Source organism: Leifsonia sp. SIMBA_070, assembly GCF_046534635.1.
In the GTDB taxonomy this organism is placed as follows: Bacteria; Actinomycetota; Actinomycetes; order Actinomycetales; family Microbacteriaceae; genus Leifsonia.
Genome location: NZ_JAWRYK010000001.1, coordinates 3,212,991 through 3,229,633 on the forward strand (window position 1 = coordinate 3,212,991; position 16,643 = coordinate 3,229,633).

The 16,643-nt window shown below is 66.2% G+C and carries 15 protein-coding genes, 1 tRNA gene and 1 pseudogene; 4 read left to right on the plus strand and 13 right to left on the minus strand.

Translation table 11 applies throughout. The annotated features are described in order from the left end of the window. Nucleotides 1–247 precede the first annotated feature (247 nt). Nucleotides 248–1,672, minus strand: coding sequence for a PLP-dependent aminotransferase family protein (locus SB754_RS15105; protein ID WP_410783131.1), 1,425 nt, complete (start codon nt 1,670–1,672; stop codon nt 248–250). Nucleotides 1,673–1,784: 112 nt separating this feature from the next. Between SB754_RS15105 and SB754_RS15110 the strand changes: the two genes are divergently transcribed. Together SB754_RS15110 and SB754_RS15115 are read left to right on the plus strand one after the other, a co-directional pair. Further along, a complete protein-coding gene (locus tag SB754_RS15110) occupies nt 1,785–2,918 on the plus strand; it encodes a pyridoxal phosphate-dependent aminotransferase (RefSeq protein ID WP_410783132.1) in 1,134 nt (377 codons plus the stop codon). After that, nucleotides 2,918–4,135 carry an MFS transporter gene (locus tag SB754_RS15115; protein ID WP_410783133.1) on the plus strand — a complete coding sequence of 406 codons (1,218 nt, stop codon included), beginning with the start codon at nt 2,918–2,920 and terminating at the stop codon, nt 4,133–4,135. Before SB754_RS15110 ends, SB754_RS15115 begins: the two co-directional genes overlap by 1 nt. Here the strand turns inward: SB754_RS15115 and SB754_RS15120 are convergent. The 7 genes and pseudogenes from SB754_RS15120 to SB754_RS15150 all read right to left on the minus strand — a co-directional run bounded on the left by SB754_RS15120 (nt 4,107) and on the right by SB754_RS15150 (nt 8,470). Then, nucleotides 4,107–5,012: a nucleoside hydrolase gene (locus SB754_RS15120; protein WP_410783134.1), complete on the minus strand. Its 906-nt coding sequence runs from the start codon at nt 5,010–5,012 to the stop codon at nt 4,107–4,109. The genes SB754_RS15115 and SB754_RS15120 overlap by 29 nt on opposite strands. 1 nt (nt 5,013) lies before the next feature. Beyond that, on the minus strand, nt 5,014–5,544 hold the full coding sequence (locus tag SB754_RS15125; RefSeq protein WP_410783135.1) for a GNAT family N-acetyltransferase: 531 nt from the start codon (nt 5,542–5,544) through the stop codon (nt 5,014–5,016). A 23-nt stretch (nt 5,545–5,567) separates the two neighbouring features. After that, complete coding sequence (locus tag SB754_RS15130) at nt 5,568–6,152, minus strand: dihydrofolate reductase family protein (RefSeq protein ID WP_410783136.1); 585 nt, start codon at nt 6,150–6,152, stop codon at nt 5,568–5,570. Nucleotides 6,153–6,196: 44 nt separating this feature from the next. Further along, on the minus strand, nt 6,197–6,826 hold the full coding sequence (locus SB754_RS15135; RefSeq protein ID WP_410783137.1) for a helix-turn-helix domain-containing protein: 630 nt from the start codon (nt 6,824–6,826) through the stop codon (nt 6,197–6,199). 164 nt (nt 6,827–6,990) lie between these two features. Beyond that, nucleotides 6,991–7,983: an LPXTG cell wall anchor domain-containing protein gene (locus SB754_RS15140; protein ID WP_410783336.1), complete on the minus strand. Its 993-nt coding sequence runs from the start codon at nt 7,981–7,983 to the stop codon at nt 6,991–6,993. A 46-nt stretch (nt 7,984–8,029) separates the two neighbouring features. Then, nucleotides 8,030–8,098, minus strand: a pseudogene (locus tag SB754_RS15145) (hypothetical protein); the annotation flags it as partial. 63 nt (nt 8,099–8,161) lie between these two features. Further along, entirely contained in the window at nt 8,162–8,470 is a 309-nt protein-coding gene (locus tag SB754_RS15150; protein WP_410783138.1) for a hypothetical protein, read from the minus strand. A gap of 469 nt (nt 8,471–8,939) precedes the next feature. On the opposite strand from SB754_RS15150, the gene SB754_RS15155 reads away from it, so the two are divergent. Then, nucleotides 8,940–9,383 (plus strand): hypothetical protein, encoded by a 444-nt coding sequence (locus SB754_RS15155; RefSeq protein WP_410783139.1) that lies wholly within the window; start codon nt 8,940–8,942, stop codon nt 9,381–9,383. A 586-nt stretch (nt 9,384–9,969) separates the two neighbouring features. On the opposite strand, the gene SB754_RS15160 is transcribed toward SB754_RS15155, so the two are convergent. Together SB754_RS15160 and SB754_RS15165 are read right to left on the minus strand one after the other, a co-directional pair. Beyond that, complete coding sequence (locus SB754_RS15160; RefSeq protein WP_410783140.1) at nt 9,970–10,518, minus strand: hypothetical protein; 549 nt, start codon at nt 10,516–10,518, stop codon at nt 9,970–9,972. 33 nt (nt 10,519–10,551) lie between these two features. After that, entirely contained in the window at nt 10,552–12,606 is a 2,055-nt protein-coding gene (locus tag SB754_RS15165; RefSeq protein ID WP_410783141.1) for a P-loop NTPase fold protein, read from the minus strand. Between the two features lie 785 nt (nt 12,607–13,391). Between SB754_RS15165 and SB754_RS15170 the strand changes: the two genes are divergently transcribed. Further along, nucleotides 13,392–15,113: an RNA-binding domain-containing protein gene (locus SB754_RS15170; protein ID WP_410783142.1), complete on the plus strand. Its 1,722-nt coding sequence runs from the start codon at nt 13,392–13,394 to the stop codon at nt 15,111–15,113. A 298-nt stretch (nt 15,114–15,411) separates the two neighbouring features. Here the strand turns inward: SB754_RS15170 and SB754_RS15175 are convergent. From SB754_RS15175 to SB754_RS15185, 3 genes are all read right to left on the minus strand, one after another. Next, nucleotides 15,412–15,500, minus strand: a tRNA-Ser gene (locus SB754_RS15175). A gap of 70 nt (nt 15,501–15,570) precedes the next feature. Beyond that, on the minus strand, nt 15,571–16,218 hold the full coding sequence (locus tag SB754_RS15180; protein ID WP_410783143.1) for a DUF2510 domain-containing protein: 648 nt from the start codon (nt 16,216–16,218) through the stop codon (nt 15,571–15,573). Nucleotides 16,219–16,222: 4 nt separating this feature from the next. Next, nucleotides 16,223–16,546: a hypothetical protein gene (locus tag SB754_RS15185; protein WP_410783144.1), complete on the minus strand. Its 324-nt coding sequence runs from the start codon at nt 16,544–16,546 to the stop codon at nt 16,223–16,225. Between the last annotated feature and the right edge of the window lie 97 nt (nt 16,547–16,643).

The window sequence follows — 16,643 nt, forward strand, 5'->3', positions numbered from 1 at the left end:
GCCGTCGGGCAGCACGATCGACTCTTCACGCTCGGATCGGCGACTGAACTGGAGGGCGTCGGTCATGGTGGTCCCTCTCCGTCCCCGTCTGCTTGTGGCCCAAGTATCCCACGCCCTGAGAAAGGCCCTACGGAGGGGCTCACCCGTCTCGATCCAGGGCGAGGCGGAGGGGCGGTGCTGGAATTCGAGCACGGAAAGTCACCGTAGCGGCCCTCCTGTTCATCGGTCCAGCAGCTTTTGAGTGGAGTCACGTCGCCGGGTTGTGCGCCTCACGCAGGCGGGCGATGCGGCGGATGCCGTCGGCGATGCGGTCGGGATCCGCCGCGAGCGAGATCCTGATCGCGTGCCGGGCGCGGGTCGTGGTCACGCTGCAGCTCGTTCCCGGCAGAACCGCCACACCCACGTGGCGACCGAGGCGGGCCAGAAGGTCGGCGTGCGCGGGCGTGCGGACCCACAACGACAGACCACCCCTCGGTTCACGGAAGACCCACGGCAGTCCCGATTCCTCGATGGCGGTTCGCGCACTCTCCAGACTGATCCGGATCTGCCGACGCCGCCACGCGACCGTGTCCTCGTGGTGACGGACGAGCAGAGCGGCAGCGATCGCCTGCATCGGCGGTGAACCGCCGAGGTCGTGTGCCGCCCGCTGCTCGCGGAGGTGCTGAACCAGGGCGGCCCTTCCGTGGATCCACCCGACCCGCATTCCGGCCCAATAGAGCTTCGACATGCTCCCGATGGTCACGACACTGCCCGGTGGAGCGAGAGAAGCCAGTGCGGGAGCGGTACCACCGGAGAGACGGAGATCGGCGAGCGTCCGGTCTTCGACGAGAGTGGTGCCCGCCTCCAGCGCCGCTTCGATGAGCGCCGACGCTCCCTCCGCGGACAGGGCGGCACCGGTGGGGTTGTGATAGGTCGACACGTACGCGATTCTCGGCTTCACCGAACGGATGACGTCGACCGCCTCCTCCACGCGGAGGCCCGAATCGTCCGCCGGGAGCGCCACCAGACCGGCCCGTGACTGCCGCAGGAGCACACTGATCGCCCCGGGGTAGGACAGCTCCTCGATGGCCGACGGCCGCCGCGGCGACACCAGAGCGGATGCGATGAGCGAGATGGCCTGCTGCGCGCCGTTCGTGATCACGATCTCCGCGGGCTGCGCAGGGATGCCGTCCGCTCGCAGGCGACGCACGATCGCATCACGGAGGGCGGGGAGCCCGTCGACGGCGTACCCACCACCTCCCGTCAGGTCGGCCGTGGCGGCCCCGCCCCCGAGCGGCCGCCGGAACATCTCCTCGACGGCCGGGGCGGCGAGGGGACTCGAGGTCTCGAGATCGATGACGTCGTGGCTCTGCTGTCGGAAGACGTCCTCGACCCGCTCCTCCAGCAGCGGTCCGTTGAGATCCGGCCGGGACAGCCCGACCCGCGGCAGGGCCCCGCGGCGGGTGGTGATCCAGCCGTGGCCGCGAAGTTCGTCGTACGCAGCCGTCACCGTCGTCCGGGAGATGTCCAAGACCGCAGCAAGCGAACGTTCACTGGGGAGGGTCGACCCTCCGGGCAGAGCCCCGAGCTCGATCAGACGCGTGATGGCGTCGGCGAGCCGGAGGTGAAGCCGCCCGCGCCCGCGCCTCCAGGGCCCGAGCATCCCCGACAGTCGAGCAGCCCGGTCTTCCATACCGACCACTGTCCTACGAACTGGCCCTTGGCCACAACGTCCAGTCCGTCTGTAATGGCCTTCGCGGCTGCAGCCTCACGAATCCGAGGCTCACGAAGGGGGATGGACGGACATGAGGCTTCCCGAGTTCCAGATCGAGCGACTCTTCGCCGAGCACGAGTTCACCAGTCGGCACAATCTCACGAGTTCCGACGTGGAGGGCATCTCGTTGCCCTTCCTCTGGGACGTAGCGCCGGTGGAGACCCGCGAGATGTACGAATCTCTGTCGCTCGGGTACACCGAAGGCCCCGGGCATCCGCTGCTGCGCGAACTGATCGCCGACCGTTCCGGTATCGCCTCGGCCGGCGGGGTGCAGATCTTCGCGGGAGCGACGGAGGCCGCCTTCGTCGTCTTCAACGCGTTGCTGGACAGCGGCGATCACGTGGTCACCGTGGGCCCGCTCTACCAGCTGCTCCGCGGCATCCCGCAGGCGATCGGGGTCGAGGTCACGGAGGTCCTTCTCTCCCGGGACGAGGACTGGGCCCTGGATGTGGAACGGATCGCCCGCTCCATTCGCCCGAACACCCGGATGATCGTCGCCAATTTCCCCCACAACCCGACCGGCTCGCTGCCTGACGCCGAGACCTTCGCACGCCTGGTCGACCTCGCCGAGGAGAACGACGTCTGGCTCCTCAGCGATGAAATCTACAGCGGCATAGAGAGCGATCCGCGAACGACGCTGCCCGCTGCGGCCGGTCTCAGCCCGCGCGCCATCACTCTGTCCGGCGTCTCGAAGGTCTTCGGGATGGCGGGCACTCGCATCGGCTGGATCGCCTGCCAGGACACGCGCGTCGCCTCGCGGCTCCTCGACTACCGGTACTGGACCACGCTCGCCACGAGTGCCCCGAGCGAGATCCTCGCCATCGCCGCACTGCAGGCCGCCCCCGCCCTCCTGCAGCGGTCCCGCGACCTCGTGTCCGGCAATCGGAAAGTGCTGGATGAGTTCGTGGCCGAGCAGCCCGGCTGGCGCATGGTTCCGGACGGGTCAGGGACCTGCGCGTACCCCTGGTTGGAGGATGGAGACTCTCACCGGTTGGCCGCGTGGCTCATCGACGATCACGGCATCCTCCTTGCTCCGGGCGCTGTCTTCGGGCACGGAGGCGGCCACCTCCGGTTCGGCCTCGGTCGCGCCGACTTCGGTGAGGGCATCAAGCGGCTGAGACGGATCGCTCGTGAGCACCCGCGCGAGTGGGCCGAGAACTCGTAGTGCCGCGCTCGTCCTACCGCGCCGTCCTCACGACCCGGCACGTCGCCCGCTCCTTCCTGCCGAGCTCGCTCGGCCGGCTCGCACTCGCGATGTCCGCTCTCGCGCTGGTCCTGCTCCTCGAGAGGTCGTCCGGGTCGTTCGCCGTCGCCGGGGCCGTCACCGCCACCGTCGGTATCGCCAACGTCGTCGCCACGCCGTGGCGTGCGCGGTTGATCGACCGGCGAGGCCAGCCGCGGGTGCTGACTGTCCTCGGACTCGTCCACGCGTGCGCGCTGACGGGGCTCGCGCTGACCGGGCTCGCCCTCGCCGCCGAGTCCGCGCTGCCACTGCTCCTGGTCCTCGCCGTCGTCGCCGGTGCCTCCACTCCACCCTTCGCGGCGAGCATGCGTGCGCTCTGGTCGGCGGCCCTCCCGGCCGGCGACGTCCGCCGGCGCGGCCTGAGCCTGGACGCGGTCGCCGGCGAGGTCACGTACGCCATCGGCCCGCTCGTCGCCGCCCTCGTCGCGGCCGCCGCCGGTCCTCTGGTATCGCTGCTGACCGCCGCTGCGGGTGTGGCGGTCGCCACGGTCGTATTCGTGACGGGTCCGCTGTCGCGGGTGCGGTCCGGGACGCGGCCCCTCGATCCGTCCGGTCGTCGGGAGCGGGGACGGTCCCCTCTGCGCTCCCCCGGTTTCATCCCGGTGATGATCGCCATGACGGCACCCGGGATGGTGCTGGGCGTGATGGACATCGCCGCCCCGGCGATCGGGGCGGTCGAACGCAGCACGACCCTCGCCGGGGTGCTGCTCGCGCTCTTCGCGGGCGTCAGCGGGATCAGCGGGCTCGTGTTCGGAGCCCTGCGGCTGCGCGCCAGCATCGAACGACAACTGCTGTTCGCCACGGCCGTCCTCCTCGTAGTCGTCGTGACGACCGGTCTGGTGGGCGGCCTCGCCGCCTCGCTCCTCGGGTTCGCCCTGGCGGGGGCGTTCCTGGCGCCCGGTCTGATCGCCGGCTACGTCTCGGCGGATGCGCATGCCGACGCTTCCATGCGCACCGAGGCGAACGGCTGGATGGACACGGCGGTTCAGCTCGGAACGGCACTGGGCGCGCTCCTCTACGGGGCAACTGCCGACGTCGCTGGGCCGTCCGTCGCCTTGGTGGCGAGCGCCCTGGCGCCGGCTCTCGTCTTGGCCTGCTGCGTTCCGTCGCTCAGCCGCCGTGGAGACGCAGCCGGGTAGCGCGTTCGAGGAGGGCGTCGAGGGCTTGGGCGACCGCTGTCGGCGTCGCGGCGAGTGACACGTAGCGGTGCGGGCCGTCGGCGTCAGCCACGAAGCGGGTGGTTCCGTCGCTCTCGACGACCACGCGACCGGTCGGAGACGCGGTGTAGGGCCCGTCGCCCCCGACGATCGCGTAGTGCATCGCGATCGGGTCCCAGCTCTCGCGGCCGGCGCCTTCCCCGGAGAACGTCCGGTACGCGGCGCCGACGAGGTTGCATTCATCGTCACGGGAGATCTCCCTCCCGGTGATCACCTCGAAGCCGGCCTCCCAACCGATGAAGTCGATCGGCGTCGGCCACTCGGACAGGACGCGCCCGGCAGCGACCGGATCCTGCGCGATGTTGAACTCGCGTCCCTCGGGGTAGCGGCCGCCCATGACGACCATGCGCGAGACCGCCCGCGCGACCAGCTCCGTGCCATCGAGGTCGGAGATCTCGTCCGGGCCCGAGTCGAGCAGGTCGAGCAGGTTGCCGAAAAAGCCCAGGGAGACGACCGTGATGGATGACTGCTCGGCCTCCGCGAGCACACGACGATGCAGCGCGACGGCAAGCTCATCGCCCTCGGCGGGCGGGACCGGGTAGTTCTCCGTGAGGAACGTGGCGTAGTCGTGCTCGAAGACGGAGTCGTCGTGCTCGCGAAACCGCCCGACAGCGATTCCGGGCCGTCCGAAGAACGCGTTGATCGCCCGAACGGCCCGGACACCATGGACGCTCGGAGTGTTGACGCCGACGGCGAGGAGCTCGCAGCGCCCGTCATCCGCGAGAGCGTGCGCGACCGCCAGCGCGCCGACGTCGTCCACGTCGCTGAAGAGGTCGGTTTCGACGATGAGGCGGTGCATGCTAGGCCGCGAGGTCGAGGACGTACGTCTGCAGCTCGAGCAGCCTTCCGTCGGGCAGCACGATCGTCTCTTCTCGCTCGGATCGGCGGCTGAACCCGAGCTTGCGGTAGAGCGCGTGCGCGCCCAGCATGTCCGGGCCGCTATTCAGGACCACCGCGCGGTCCCCCCGGCGTGCGGCCTCCTCCATCGCGAAGCGGGTCAGAGCGGCGCCAACGCCCCGCCCCCTGGCCGATGGATGCGTGGCGAGCAACCGAAAGTACAGCTCGCCCGGCCGGATATGGCCGCCGAAATCGTGCCCCGGCCGCAGCAGCGCGACGGTGCCGATGAGCTCGCCGTTCGCGGCATCCTCCGCGACGAACACATCGAAGGAGTCCAGCAGCGTCTCCGGATGCTTGAGCTCCTCGCGATAGTGCGCGGGCAGGTCGTCGTAGTCGTGCGTGTAGGCGGCGTGCGTCAACTCCCCGATGGCGGCGTACTCGGTGGTCTCCGCTGGACGGATGCGGATCGTGGATGCGCGGAGGGTGTCAGTCATGGTGGTCCCATTCTCGCAGCGCCTCACCCGTCGGAGGGTCGGCGGTAGTGCAGGAGCAGGCACCCGCCAGATCGCTCGCTGGTGACGAGGTCGAAACGCTGGAGGTCGCCGTCGTCTCCGAAGAGGCGCGTGCCGTGACCGGCCAGGCTCGGAGCGATCACCAGGCGCAGTTCATCGACCAGGTGCGCTGCGAGAAGCGACCGGGCGAGCGCGAGGCTTCCGTGGATGCCGATGGCGCCGCCTGGCCGCCCTTTCAGTTCGCGCACGAACGCTGCGGCATCCTCCGCGACAAGTGTTGACCCGGCCCACTCGAGGGAAAACGGCGCCGACGAGAACACGAACTTCGGCGTGCCATTGATGAACTCGGCGAACGGCTGGACCTGCGCCGTCGGCCAGTACGGGGCCCACTTCTCATAGGTCCGCCGCCCGAGCAGCACGGTGTCCTGAGGGGTGATCGTGTCAGCCAGGAATTCCTCGAGACGATCGCCCGTGTCCCGAAGCCACGGACCTTCCCCCGGTTCGTCGCCGAACCCGTCCAGGGAGAGCAACTCGTAGATCACCACCGGGCGCTCCTGGCCGGCTTCGCCCGAGTCGCGGTTCTCGCTCACAATGCCTCCTCCTCTTCGGCCGGTTTTCGACCGTGGATCGGACGCTACCGGCCATCGGGGCCGGGGGTCTTGTACAGCAACGACAACGGCGACTCCGTTTCCTGGGGCCCCCGGGGAGCACCGGCGAGCTGAGTCGCCGACCACCCGATGAAGTGACGCAGGGAGCGAGACAGATGCGGCTGGTCGAAATACCCGGTCTCGTGGGCGACGTCCACGAGCGCTTCGCCGTCCTGGATTCGCGTGGCCGCATCGTGCGCCCGCTCGATCTGACGGACCGTCCGCTGCGACAGGCCGGTCGCAGCCCGGAACCTCCTTTGACGGGTCCTCTCGCTCATCCCCGCGGAGGCGCTGGTCGCCGCATCGAGGAGGAGACCTTCGCGAACCAGGAAGTCGACGAGGTCCTCGGCATCGTCGAATCCCGGTGGCCGGAGGCTCCTCCCCTCCAGCTGGAAGATCCGTCCCCTGAGCGGCAGGTCGACGAATCCATCGACAACGGAAGGGACAGGGACCGCGGTCAGGAACGTTCCAACGGCGAACCGCACGCCCACGAACTCGGTGTCCGCGGGCACGGGAGCTTTCGACGCGCGCGACTCCGGGCCCTGCACGCCCACGTGCACGCTGTCCAACTCCTCCCACGCCACCAGATCCCACTGGGCGCGGGCTACCGAGGTCATCGTGGTCGTACCGCTGCTACGGCTGCGCCAAACCCTCTCGATCCAGGGCGAGGCGGAGGGGCGGTGCTGGAATTCGAGCACGGAAGTCACCGTAGCGGCCCAGCCGTTCATCGGTCCAGACAGCTCATCCGCCACCTTTCAGGAGGCGCTGGAACAGGGCAGGGTCAGGCGGCCTTTCGACGGCGAGCGAGGTGCAGCGCTCCACCCCCGAGTGCCAGCAGAGCGAGGGCGGCACCGGCCGCAAGACCCCAGTCCGCGTTGCTGCCGGTGTCGGCAAGAAGGCGGGAGGAGACAGGAGCGACACTGGGCGACACAGTGGGCGCCTGGGAACCGCCCGGTGTCGGTCCTGTCGGCGGAGGGGTCACGCTCGCCGCACGTACGGTGAAGGTGACCGCGGCCGTGGAGCAGTTGGTCGGGTCGCTGTTCTCGCATACCTGGTACGTGAGCTGGTGGTCACCGGCTGCAACATTCGCAGGGACGGTGAGGGTGCCGTCCGCGGCGAGGCTGACGCCGGCGAGTCCGCCGTCGTCCGTGATGGTGGTCGTCACAGCCGACGGGTCGATCGGTGCGCCGTTGAGGACATCGTTGCTGAAGACATTCCCTGCGGGGCCGCCGGCTGCGGGAACCGGTACTGCGGTGAAGTCATCGTTGTTCGCGGCGATGAGATCGCGGATGCGGAGCTGCGCGGTCGCGGTGTCGCAGATCGCCGTCTGGCCGGACGCGGTGCGGCAGAGCTGGTAAGTCAGGGTGTGTGCTCCGGCGCTCGCGCCGGCCGGGATGGTGATCGTGCCGTCGGCGGCGATCGTTGCGCCGGTCAGTCCGCCGTCGTCCGTGATGGTTGGCGTGACGTCTCCTGCGGCGAAGGCCGCTCCGTTGTTCGTGTCGTTGCCGAACACCGTGGCCGTGGTGCCGCCGCTGGCGGGGAGGGGCGCGCTGGTGAAGTCGTCGTCGGCAGCGTTGAGGAACGGGTTCGGCGCGGTGGGGTCGGCTGCGCCGTCGCCGGGCGCGGTGATGCCGGTTGCAACGGTGACGAGGGTCGGGGTGGCAGTCTCGGCCGATGACCTCGCGGATCGTTCCTGAGACCCAGGTGTACAGGTGACCCTGGCTCGACCAGTACGCAGGAGCGAAGAGCCCGGTGACGGGGTTGGATGACACAACGGTGCCGGTGGTGGTGTCGATGCGCTGGATCCTACTCAATCCCCCGTACAGCTGACCGTCGACCCAGGCAAGATCCCCGGCGACGCCGGTGGAAAGGTTCAGCGCTTTGATCACTGTGTTCGTCGTGACGTCGACCTCGGACAGGACCTGCGTTCCCGAGCCCGCCGCCGAGACTCCTCAGAGGTGGCCCTGGGCATCGAAAGCCAGCCCGCTGAAAACCCCGCTGGTGTAGCCGGCCGGGTTACCGAGGTTGGTTGTTGTGCCATCGGCGGCGATCCGATACAGAGTGACGCCGGACGAGGGGACGCCGTAGAGGTCTCCCGTTGTCGGGTCGAGCGCGAGAGCGGAGATGGAGGGCGTGACCGGGACGCTCGAGATCGTTCCGGAGGGGCTCCGCTCGAAGATCGAGCCTCCAGAGGGCCAATAGAAGTTGCTCGTGCCGGCGGACGGTGAGATGGCCGCCGAGGCCGCCACCGCCGGGAGCATCGCGAGTGCTCCTCCGATAATGGCCGTGGCGACGGCCCCTGCCACAGCTGGAAGTCCGCGTCGTCTCACGTTCACACTCTCCTGAATTCCGGCGGCTCCGAGCCTGATCGAGGCAAACTCCCTGGTTCTTGTCGGCTATGAGAGGTCTCCGTTGGCCGTCCGTCTCGGCGGCCGCCTTGCGAACTTATCTGTGAAAGCTACCAGAATCGGCCGATTTCACCCCCGAATCACCCTGAGCACCCCCACACGTCTATCTCACTCACGCACAAGTGCATCGACTCGCGGCAGCGTCTGGCCACCATGCGTTGCTCGCCTTCCAGCTCGCCTACACCGGATTGCGCTGGGGTGACGCCATCGGACTGCGAACGCGCGATGGCGACTTGCGTCGGCGACGAATCACGGCGGCGGTCAACGCTGTCGAAGTAGCTGGCGTCATCGAGATCGAACCCAAAGTCGCACAAAGCGCGATGTGCCCTATACGCCGTTCCTCTCGGATCTGGTGGCCGAACAGGTCGCCTACAAAGGCCGCGATGATCTGGTGTTCAGCGACGCGTATCGGGAGCACCTTCGGCGGACGCGAGTCAGCACCGGCTCTCGCAGTTGGTTCAAGACCACGCTGATAGAGGCGGAACTCGAACCGACGACCCTCCACGACCTCCGCACACGGCTGCTTCTCTGGCCACCAGCTCGGGGGCCCACGTCAAAGCGGGTCCAGCGGATGCTCGGCCACGCGTCGGCCGCGATGACTCTCGATCTCTCCGCCGACCTTTTCGATGACGACCTCGACGACGTCGCGATGCGCCTCCGGGCCGCCGTCACGGCCGCAAACTGGGACAAGCCCGTCTTCCGTGACCCGAAAACCCCCGAAATCACGGGGATTCCGGGGGCTATCTGCGGAGACGGAGGGATTTGAACCCTGACTTCGCCCCTTAAGGCGTCTCCCAGTGCCCCGAAATCCGCGGATTTTGGCGTTCGATCGATGACATCGGGCAGCGCTCACTGACCACGGTTGTGGGGTTTTTCTGGGGGCTCGGTCTCCGCGCTTCAGTGCCGTTCGTCGTCGCTACCCGTCGGGTCGCGAACCACGCAAGCAGATTCACGACCACCGCCCCTAGATGCGGGCATGCATTGGACACCCTCGGAACTACGCGCGAAGGCGCCGTCGAGATTGCGTCCGACATCGACCTAATCAAGGAGCTCCGGCAGGTGCGCAACGATCCGATCCACGGACGCGACATCCAAGAGCCTTGGCGAAAGCAGCTCGGATATGGCGTGAGCATCGGTGCTCGCCTGTTGGCCGCCACGACGTAGGGCGCACACTCGTCGCCCACGCCTCGTAGCTACAACGCACGCGTCGCGACGCTACATCCAAGGCGGGCACGTGACGTGCTGGTGCGGTGGCGACAGCGGCGCGATGCCCGATTGCGCGGTGCTTGTGGCTGCGCCGAGTACGCGTCGAGCGAACTGAGCCCTTCCGCACCGGACCTCTACTTGGCTCCTCACGCTCGCGAGAGAGGCTCAACGCCGAGGTGTTCACGTACCAGCATGATGAAATCCGCCGACGCTTCGGAGAATTCCGTCTGGGCCGCTTCGAAGTCAAACGCTGGACCTTCGCAGTGCCTGCCCAGCTCATTCGCCCCGGAGAGTACGTCGTGAGCGGTGCCTGCAATGTCTTCCGGAGCAATCAAGGACAACTGGGACGACGCTCGAACTAACACGCTCTGAGCGGCGACCATCTGATCCCACAGCTCCGAACGTCGGAACGAATCGATTGGTCCGGCGCCCGGCACATGCGCCTTATGCAGGAGGAGCGCAGCCTCGTCGATATCGTGGCAGGCGGCGACGAGGTCTGCGCCGATCTCCTTCATGTTCTGTAACCACCGGAGGCGGTCGTCTCGTCTGTTCATTCGGGTTTGGGACATCCACGCGTTCAGGTAGGTTGCCGCGCCTGCAGCGAGGGCTCCGGCAAGAACGAAGGCGCCGCCGAGCACAGCGCTCCCCCACCACGGGACTGATTGGGCCGCTGCCGTGGGCACTTCGACGAGCAATGCAAGCTCCTTCCGTAGCGATCTCTCGATCTGTTAGTCCACGTGGTCGGTGTCGTCTCGCCACCCACTGGCGTACTTGTCGTGGAGTTCGACAACGTCGCCCCATTTGTCGGCGCCTCGGATCGCGTCGACTGCTTCGGCGAGGTTGGCTTCACTTCCGTAGATTCCTACGAGCAGGTCCCAGGCAAGGCGTGGTTTCCGGGTGACCACGCGTGAGTTGTCGTACTGGGATCGCGCCTCCGATGATGCCTGGATGAGAATCGTTCCGGTGAGCTCGGGATCGCGATTATCGGAGAGAGGCGTGTCTGATGTCCGCTCGTGAAGAAGGAAGAAGAGTCGAACAAGCTGCCACTCGTTCTCGACATCCCAGGTCGTCGTCCGCGCCACCTCCTCGAAAAGCGCCGTCTCCGCGTCGCGAGTGAACTCGGGAGATACAAGTTCACGGCTGCCAGCGGTGAACTCGAGCAAGGCGAGACGCCCGGAAAGGCTTGGAACCCGGGCGATGATCTGCTCGACGAACTGTTCGCGATTCGGTTGCTCGTCGATTTTGCCCAGCATCTGGATGACGACTCGCCTGACTGCGAGCTCGGGTGTCAACCAGTCGAACATGCCCCGGACCCGATCGGGGATACTGGGTATCAGGTTGAGGAGTATGACGGACGTCGGGACGACCATCTCTTCCACGAACGCCGGCTCATAGTCAGCGATCCCCATGATCGTGTCCTCGAGAGTGCTCGGGTCCAATGACCGCAGGTAGGTGTCGAGTGCGGCCGCGTCGGTTAGGTGCGTGAAGGCGATCTCGGCGGCGCGAAACGCAGCGAGTCCGGTGGGTGCTACCCGGTCAAGGTAGAGCTCGAGGAAGTCGATGTGAGCGATCCGGTGTGCCCGCCGCCACTCCGTTCGTTGGGTCTCCCCGTAGACGAAGTTGTCAATGTAGCGTTTGGCCGCGGGGAAGATCCGTCGAATCATCGACTTGATGAGGTCCGCATCATCGGGCAATTTGGCCAGAAGAGCCTCGACCTGCTCCTTTGAATTGGGATCATCGCGGGTTGAGCCTATGGCAGTCAGTTGGCTTCGCAAACCTGTCAGACGCTGAAAGAGCTCCGGGCGGAACACCCTGACGGCTTCCAGCGCCAGAAGGTCGACCAGGTCCACTTGGCCTCCCAAGGCGTGAATGGTGACGCCGCAGGAGAGTGCAAGCCTGTTTACGTCGCGCATGTTTCCGACGAGAGGGTGCATGATCTCCCAGTACACGTCCGGCCATCGGGTTTGATCCACGAGCCCGTTCACCCCGGCGAGTACCCGGTCGAGCGCGCTTACGGTTGCTTCGCGCAGGTGTGGCTCAGTGATCGCCGGCAGGTCGAAACTCACCTGGACGATCTTCTCCAGGTATTGCCTCCCGGGAAGGTTGTCCTCGCGGAGCGCTTGCTCGACACGGTCCCGGTCGAAGGAGAGGAGGTAAATGATGTTCGGAAAGCTCGCGGTAAGGCGCACGAGACGGAAGATGTCTCTGATCTCTTGCGTGGTCAGTCGGTCGATGTCATCAACGACGACGACGATCGGACCGGGAAGGTCTGTGAGCGCGGTGCGGATCTGGTCACGGATGGAGCGGACTCCTCCGGCCCGGTTCTTCTGCCACGCGCGGAACGCGCTAAGTGCCTTCCGGCTCCGGTCCCACCAAGGGCCTGCGAACGGGATCGCACCGAGCGGGCTGAGGAAGTCAGCGTAATTGTCGAGGAGCCTGGTGATCTGCTCGAACTTCGGGTCTTTCAGTTTCATCTCCGCGGAGAGCTCGGAGAAGAACACGTCGACGAGTTGCTGGGTGCCGGAGAACATCCACGGGTTGAAGTCGATAACGGGGATGGCGGGCGTTGTGGCGAAGCTTTCCCGCATCAGGTTGATGAACGAGCTCTTGCCGTGTCCCCACGCGCCGACTACAGCGGCAACGACGCCGTCGCTTGCATCTATGTTGCGGATAGTCCGCGCCAGATCTTCTGCGGCTAGCGTCCGATCGAGACGGTCCTGCTTCGAGCTGCTAATGGGCGCGTCGTTCAGCGGTGTTTCGGCATCATCGGAAGTCGCTTGCACGTGCTCACCGTACCGAGTTGTGAGTCTTCTCAGCCAAGCCGCGCCCTGGCCAATCCTCTTCGTGAATTGGATCAGGAAGCCGGTCGCGGAGCGCCGCGGTAACGAGCATGAGGAGCCATCCGGGCAATCGCTTCCTTGTCCATTCCTCGTGGACGTCGACCGGGTTGTAGTTCACGCCGATGCCGTTCTTGTTCCATACGTACGCCGATGGTCAGACGTCGTTGCACGGGTGCGTCGCCGATCACCATCCCAGCCGCTGACTCTTGCTGCACACAGTCGACGTCGACCTGTCCAGTAACAGATCGGAATGATCAGCAACGACCTTAACAACACGGCACAGTTCATCGACCGCGGCTACAGTCGTCGTTCAGACTCTGAATGGCGATGCACGATATCAGTTGACTTCGATCGCACCGACGATGACCGTCTTGCCGAGCCCACATGCGATCCATCTCTACGGTCGCAGCGCTTGATGCTGTGTCATTGGTGACGCTAGCCGTGATCGCCTGTTCGAAACCGGCGAGCGACTGCTAGTAGCACCGGTGTTGTTATGGCTGACTCAACGTCGCACCTCAATCCCGGTGATAAACGCTGCGGCAAATGAACTGTTTCTATTGTTGTCCGCGACGGTATCCGTCATCATTTTCTGCGTGCCATTACGCATCGCACGAAATGCATAAATAGCGACGGTATCTCCTCGAGATCTCCAACAACGTCCTTATTGCACTATTTGGGGAGATAAACCATGTTCTTGGTGATCGTCTAGCGATCGCTACAATCCGAGAATGCGCCTTGATGACGTAGCTGCAATCGTTCGCCGTCTCCGCAGCGACGGTTCCGATCATTCAAGCGTAGAAGCAAAACGTGCCGCCGGCGGGCTTCCTTCCAACATTGCCAGCACCATCTCCGCGTTCGCGAACACCGACGGTGGACTCATCATTCTCGGACTCGATGAGAACACGGGTTTCAAAACGACCGGAATCGCGGACGCAGCCGCCATGCAACAGTCGGTGGCCAACGCAACAAGGACAATGTCACCGCCGCCACACGTTGACGTCTCCGACGTCGAATTCGAGAAAAAGAAGCTCGTCCTTGTAGAGGTGCGGAAACTCGATGCCAGTCTCAGACCGTCCCGGACGTCGGACGGGAAAGCCTACGTCCGTGTCTACGACGGCGACTACCCGATGTCCGCGGTGGAGGAGCAAACCTTCATCACCAATCGTGGGCGGCCGCGATTCGACAGCGAACCGGTGCCGGAGGCAACGTACGAGGACCTCGACGATTCGTATGTCCGTCGCTACCTCCAACTGTGTCGCCGCAACCCGCAGTTGGCCCGGTTCACCGACGATCGTGACCTTTTGGAGCGCACGAGCGTCCTGGCTCGTAGTGGCACGCCAACGGTGGCGGGCATCCTCGCGATGGGTGTCTATCCTCAGCAGTTCTTCCCGCGGCTCGTCATTAAGGCGAGTGTTGCCGCCGACCCCTCATCGAACGCCGGAACCCGCGCGACCGACGTCCGGGAGATCAGCGGCCCGGTCCCCGCCATGCTGGATGAAGCGCTGGAGTGGGTGATCCGGAACACCAGAACCCGGGTGGCGTTCGGTGAAGACGGTCACGGCCGGGATGTGCCGGAGTACCCCACAGTTGCGGTGCGCGAGCTTCTCTCGAACGCTTTGATTCACCGCGACCTGGCGCCGCACACGTTGGGGCAGTCCATCGTTCTGAGGCTTGAGCGCGACAAGCTGATCGTCACGAATCCTGGCGGTCTTTGGGATCTGGACATTGCATCGCTGGGGCTCGCGAAAGTGTCGTCTCCGCGAAATGAGCGGCTAGCGTCGATCCTGCAGAATGTCCGCACGCTGAACGATGAGCGTGTGGTCGAGCTCCTCGCTAGTGGCATCCCGACGATTCTGACCGCACTGGCCGAGGCGGGGATGGAGCCACCGAAGTTCTACAACGAGACGATCCGTTTCACCGCTCGGGTGCCAAACCATGCGCTGATGCACGCCAATGACATCGAATGGCTGGCAACGCTCCCCGGAGCGCAGGGACTCAGTGACAAGCAGCGCGTGGTGCTTGCGAAGATGCGCGGAGGGATGAAGTACACCAACGCGACGCTGCGTGAAGAAATGACCCTGGACTCCCGTGACGCTCGGAAGCTTCTGACCGACCTGGTCAACCGCGGCCTCGCTCGCGCTGTCGGGATCAACAAGGGCAGGATCTATGAGATTGCTGACGATCGCGAACCGGCCGTGTCCGCGCCGGGCCGCCCGACCGGAGCCCCGATCACGAGAATGCGCCCCGAAGACGCCGCCGATCAAGTGGCGGAGCTGCTCCGTACCGCGGGACGTCCGCTACGCACACGAGATGTGGTCACTGAGTTCAACTGGAAGGATGCGCGCGCGTTGAGGGCGTTGAACGCTGTCGTCGCCCGTGGAGATGCGGTCGTGATCGGGTCGGGGCGTGGACCCGGCACTGCGTATCAGTGGGTCGGGCCCGGCCAGTAGGCCGACTTGTGGCGGCGTCGCTGAGTCGTTCTCGTCGTCGAGGCGCGACAGGACTCCGACGCCCAAGTCGCGTTCCACCCAAGGAAGGTCTTCAGCCATCGGGGCAACGCCTTGCACGTTACCTAGCGGCTCAATCTCGTCGATACGCTTTCGATCACGACGGCGCCCTCCAGTTGTGGGGGCTGGACTATCCCTAGATACCAGCGACAGCGCGGGTCTCTGGTCAACCGTGGGGATTTTTGGGGTTTTGCACCGATTTGGGCGAACGGAAATAGCCTCTGACCAGCACATTTATCTGCGGAGACGGAGGGATTTGAACCCTCGGTCCCCTTACGGGGACTCCACCTTAGCAGGGTGGTGCACTAGGCCTGACTATGCGACGTCTCCAGCGCGGCCGCGAGCGGACGCACGACAGCCATCATAACGGACGGAGGGGAGCCGTTCGGACAGCGGCCGCTCAGGCTCCGGCGGGCACGTTGGTCGCGATGGAGCCCAGGATCTGGCTGACCAGCAGGATCGACCAGATCATGGAGACGGCAAGAGCGGCGACGTAGACGCCGATCGACACCCACATCGGGGCGAGACCACGACCTCCCGCGACACCGCGGATGACGACGCTGCGTCCGATCGGGTAGACGATGCCGAGGAACGACCACGCCCAGTGGAAGGGCCTCTCCACGCCCCGGTGCACGAGCTCCCGGTAGTCGAGCCACGAGAAGACGATGCCGGCAGCGGTCAGCAGCCAGCCGATCCCGACCACGACGAAGTACATCGGGCCGCCGAGGAGGGCCAGCGGGTCGCCGATCACCACGTTGCGGCCGGTCTCATCCAGCCGGAACGCGGGCTGCGGGTGGAGGAGGAACACCAGGAGGGTGCTGACCAGCGGCAGGATGGCTACCAGCCAGATCCACACGGTATAGAGGGGTGTCTCGGCGGGGAGCGGGCGACGGCGGGCCGGCGCGTAGGCAGCGCTGTTGAAGGCGGCCTGCTGCGACGGTCCAGGAGCGACGTGCTCGGTCCAGCGCACGCCGTCCCACCAGCGGAGCGCGCCGGAGCCGCTCGGGTCGGGGTACCAGCCGGCCGACGGGGACGGGACGGTGCTCATGAAGTCAGGAGTCCCGGCCGACGGCAGGCTCGCCGACGAACTGGTGGGCCTCGGAGGCGAGCTCCGGCCAATCCTCGGGGTCTGCGATGCGGACCCAGGCGCCCTTCGCCTCGCTGCGGCCGGCCGGCACCGGGGAGGCGACCTCGCGCCCGACCAGGTCGTCGGCGCGCTCCTTCGGCAGGTCCAGTGCCAGCTCGGCGCCGTCGAGGTACGCGAAGAGGCGGCCGTGCACGTGCAGGCCGGTGGCCGTGACGGTGACGTCGAGGTCCGGGTCCTCCAGCAGCCCTGCGGCGAGCAGTTCGAACGCGGGAACGGGGCTGTCGGTCATGCGGGTCCTCTCGAAAAGGCGGCGAACGGCTGCCGCGATCCTATCCCCCACCCGCCGCGCACGCCCCCGTACGTCGACGCGCTCCGCTATAGTCTGG

Coding starts and splice junctions, on each gene's coding strand:
- SB754_RS15105 (WP_410783131.1), bottom strand. CDS start 1,672: ATGGAAGACCGGGCTGCTCGACTGTCGGGGATGCTCGGGCCCTGGAGG.
- SB754_RS15110 (WP_410783132.1), top strand. CDS start 1,785: ATGAGGCTTCCCGAGTTCCAGATCGAGCGACTCTTCGCCGAGCACGAG.
- SB754_RS15120 (WP_410783134.1), bottom strand. CDS start 5,012: ATGCACCGCCTCATCGTCGAAACCGACCTCTTCAGCGACGTGGACGAC.
- SB754_RS15125 (WP_410783135.1), bottom strand. CDS start 5,544: ATGACTGACACCCTCCGCGCATCCACGATCCGCATCCGTCCAGCGGAG.
- SB754_RS15135 (WP_410783137.1), bottom strand. CDS start 6,826: ATGACCTCGGTAGCCCGCGCCCAGTGGGATCTGGTGGCGTGGGAGGAG.
- SB754_RS15150 (WP_410783138.1), bottom strand. CDS start 8,470: ATGCTCCCGGCGGTGGCGGCCTCGGCGGCCATCTCACCGTCCGCCGGC.
- SB754_RS15170 (WP_410783142.1), top strand. CDS start 13,392: ATGCGCCTTGATGACGTAGCTGCAATCGTTCGCCGTCTCCGCAGCGAC.
- SB754_RS15180 (WP_410783143.1), bottom strand. CDS start 16,218: ATGAGCACCGTCCCGTCCCCGTCGGCCGGCTGGTACCCCGACCCGAGC.
- SB754_RS15185 (WP_410783144.1), bottom strand. CDS start 16,546: ATGACCGACAGCCCCGTTCCCGCGTTCGAACTGCTCGCCGCAGGGCTG.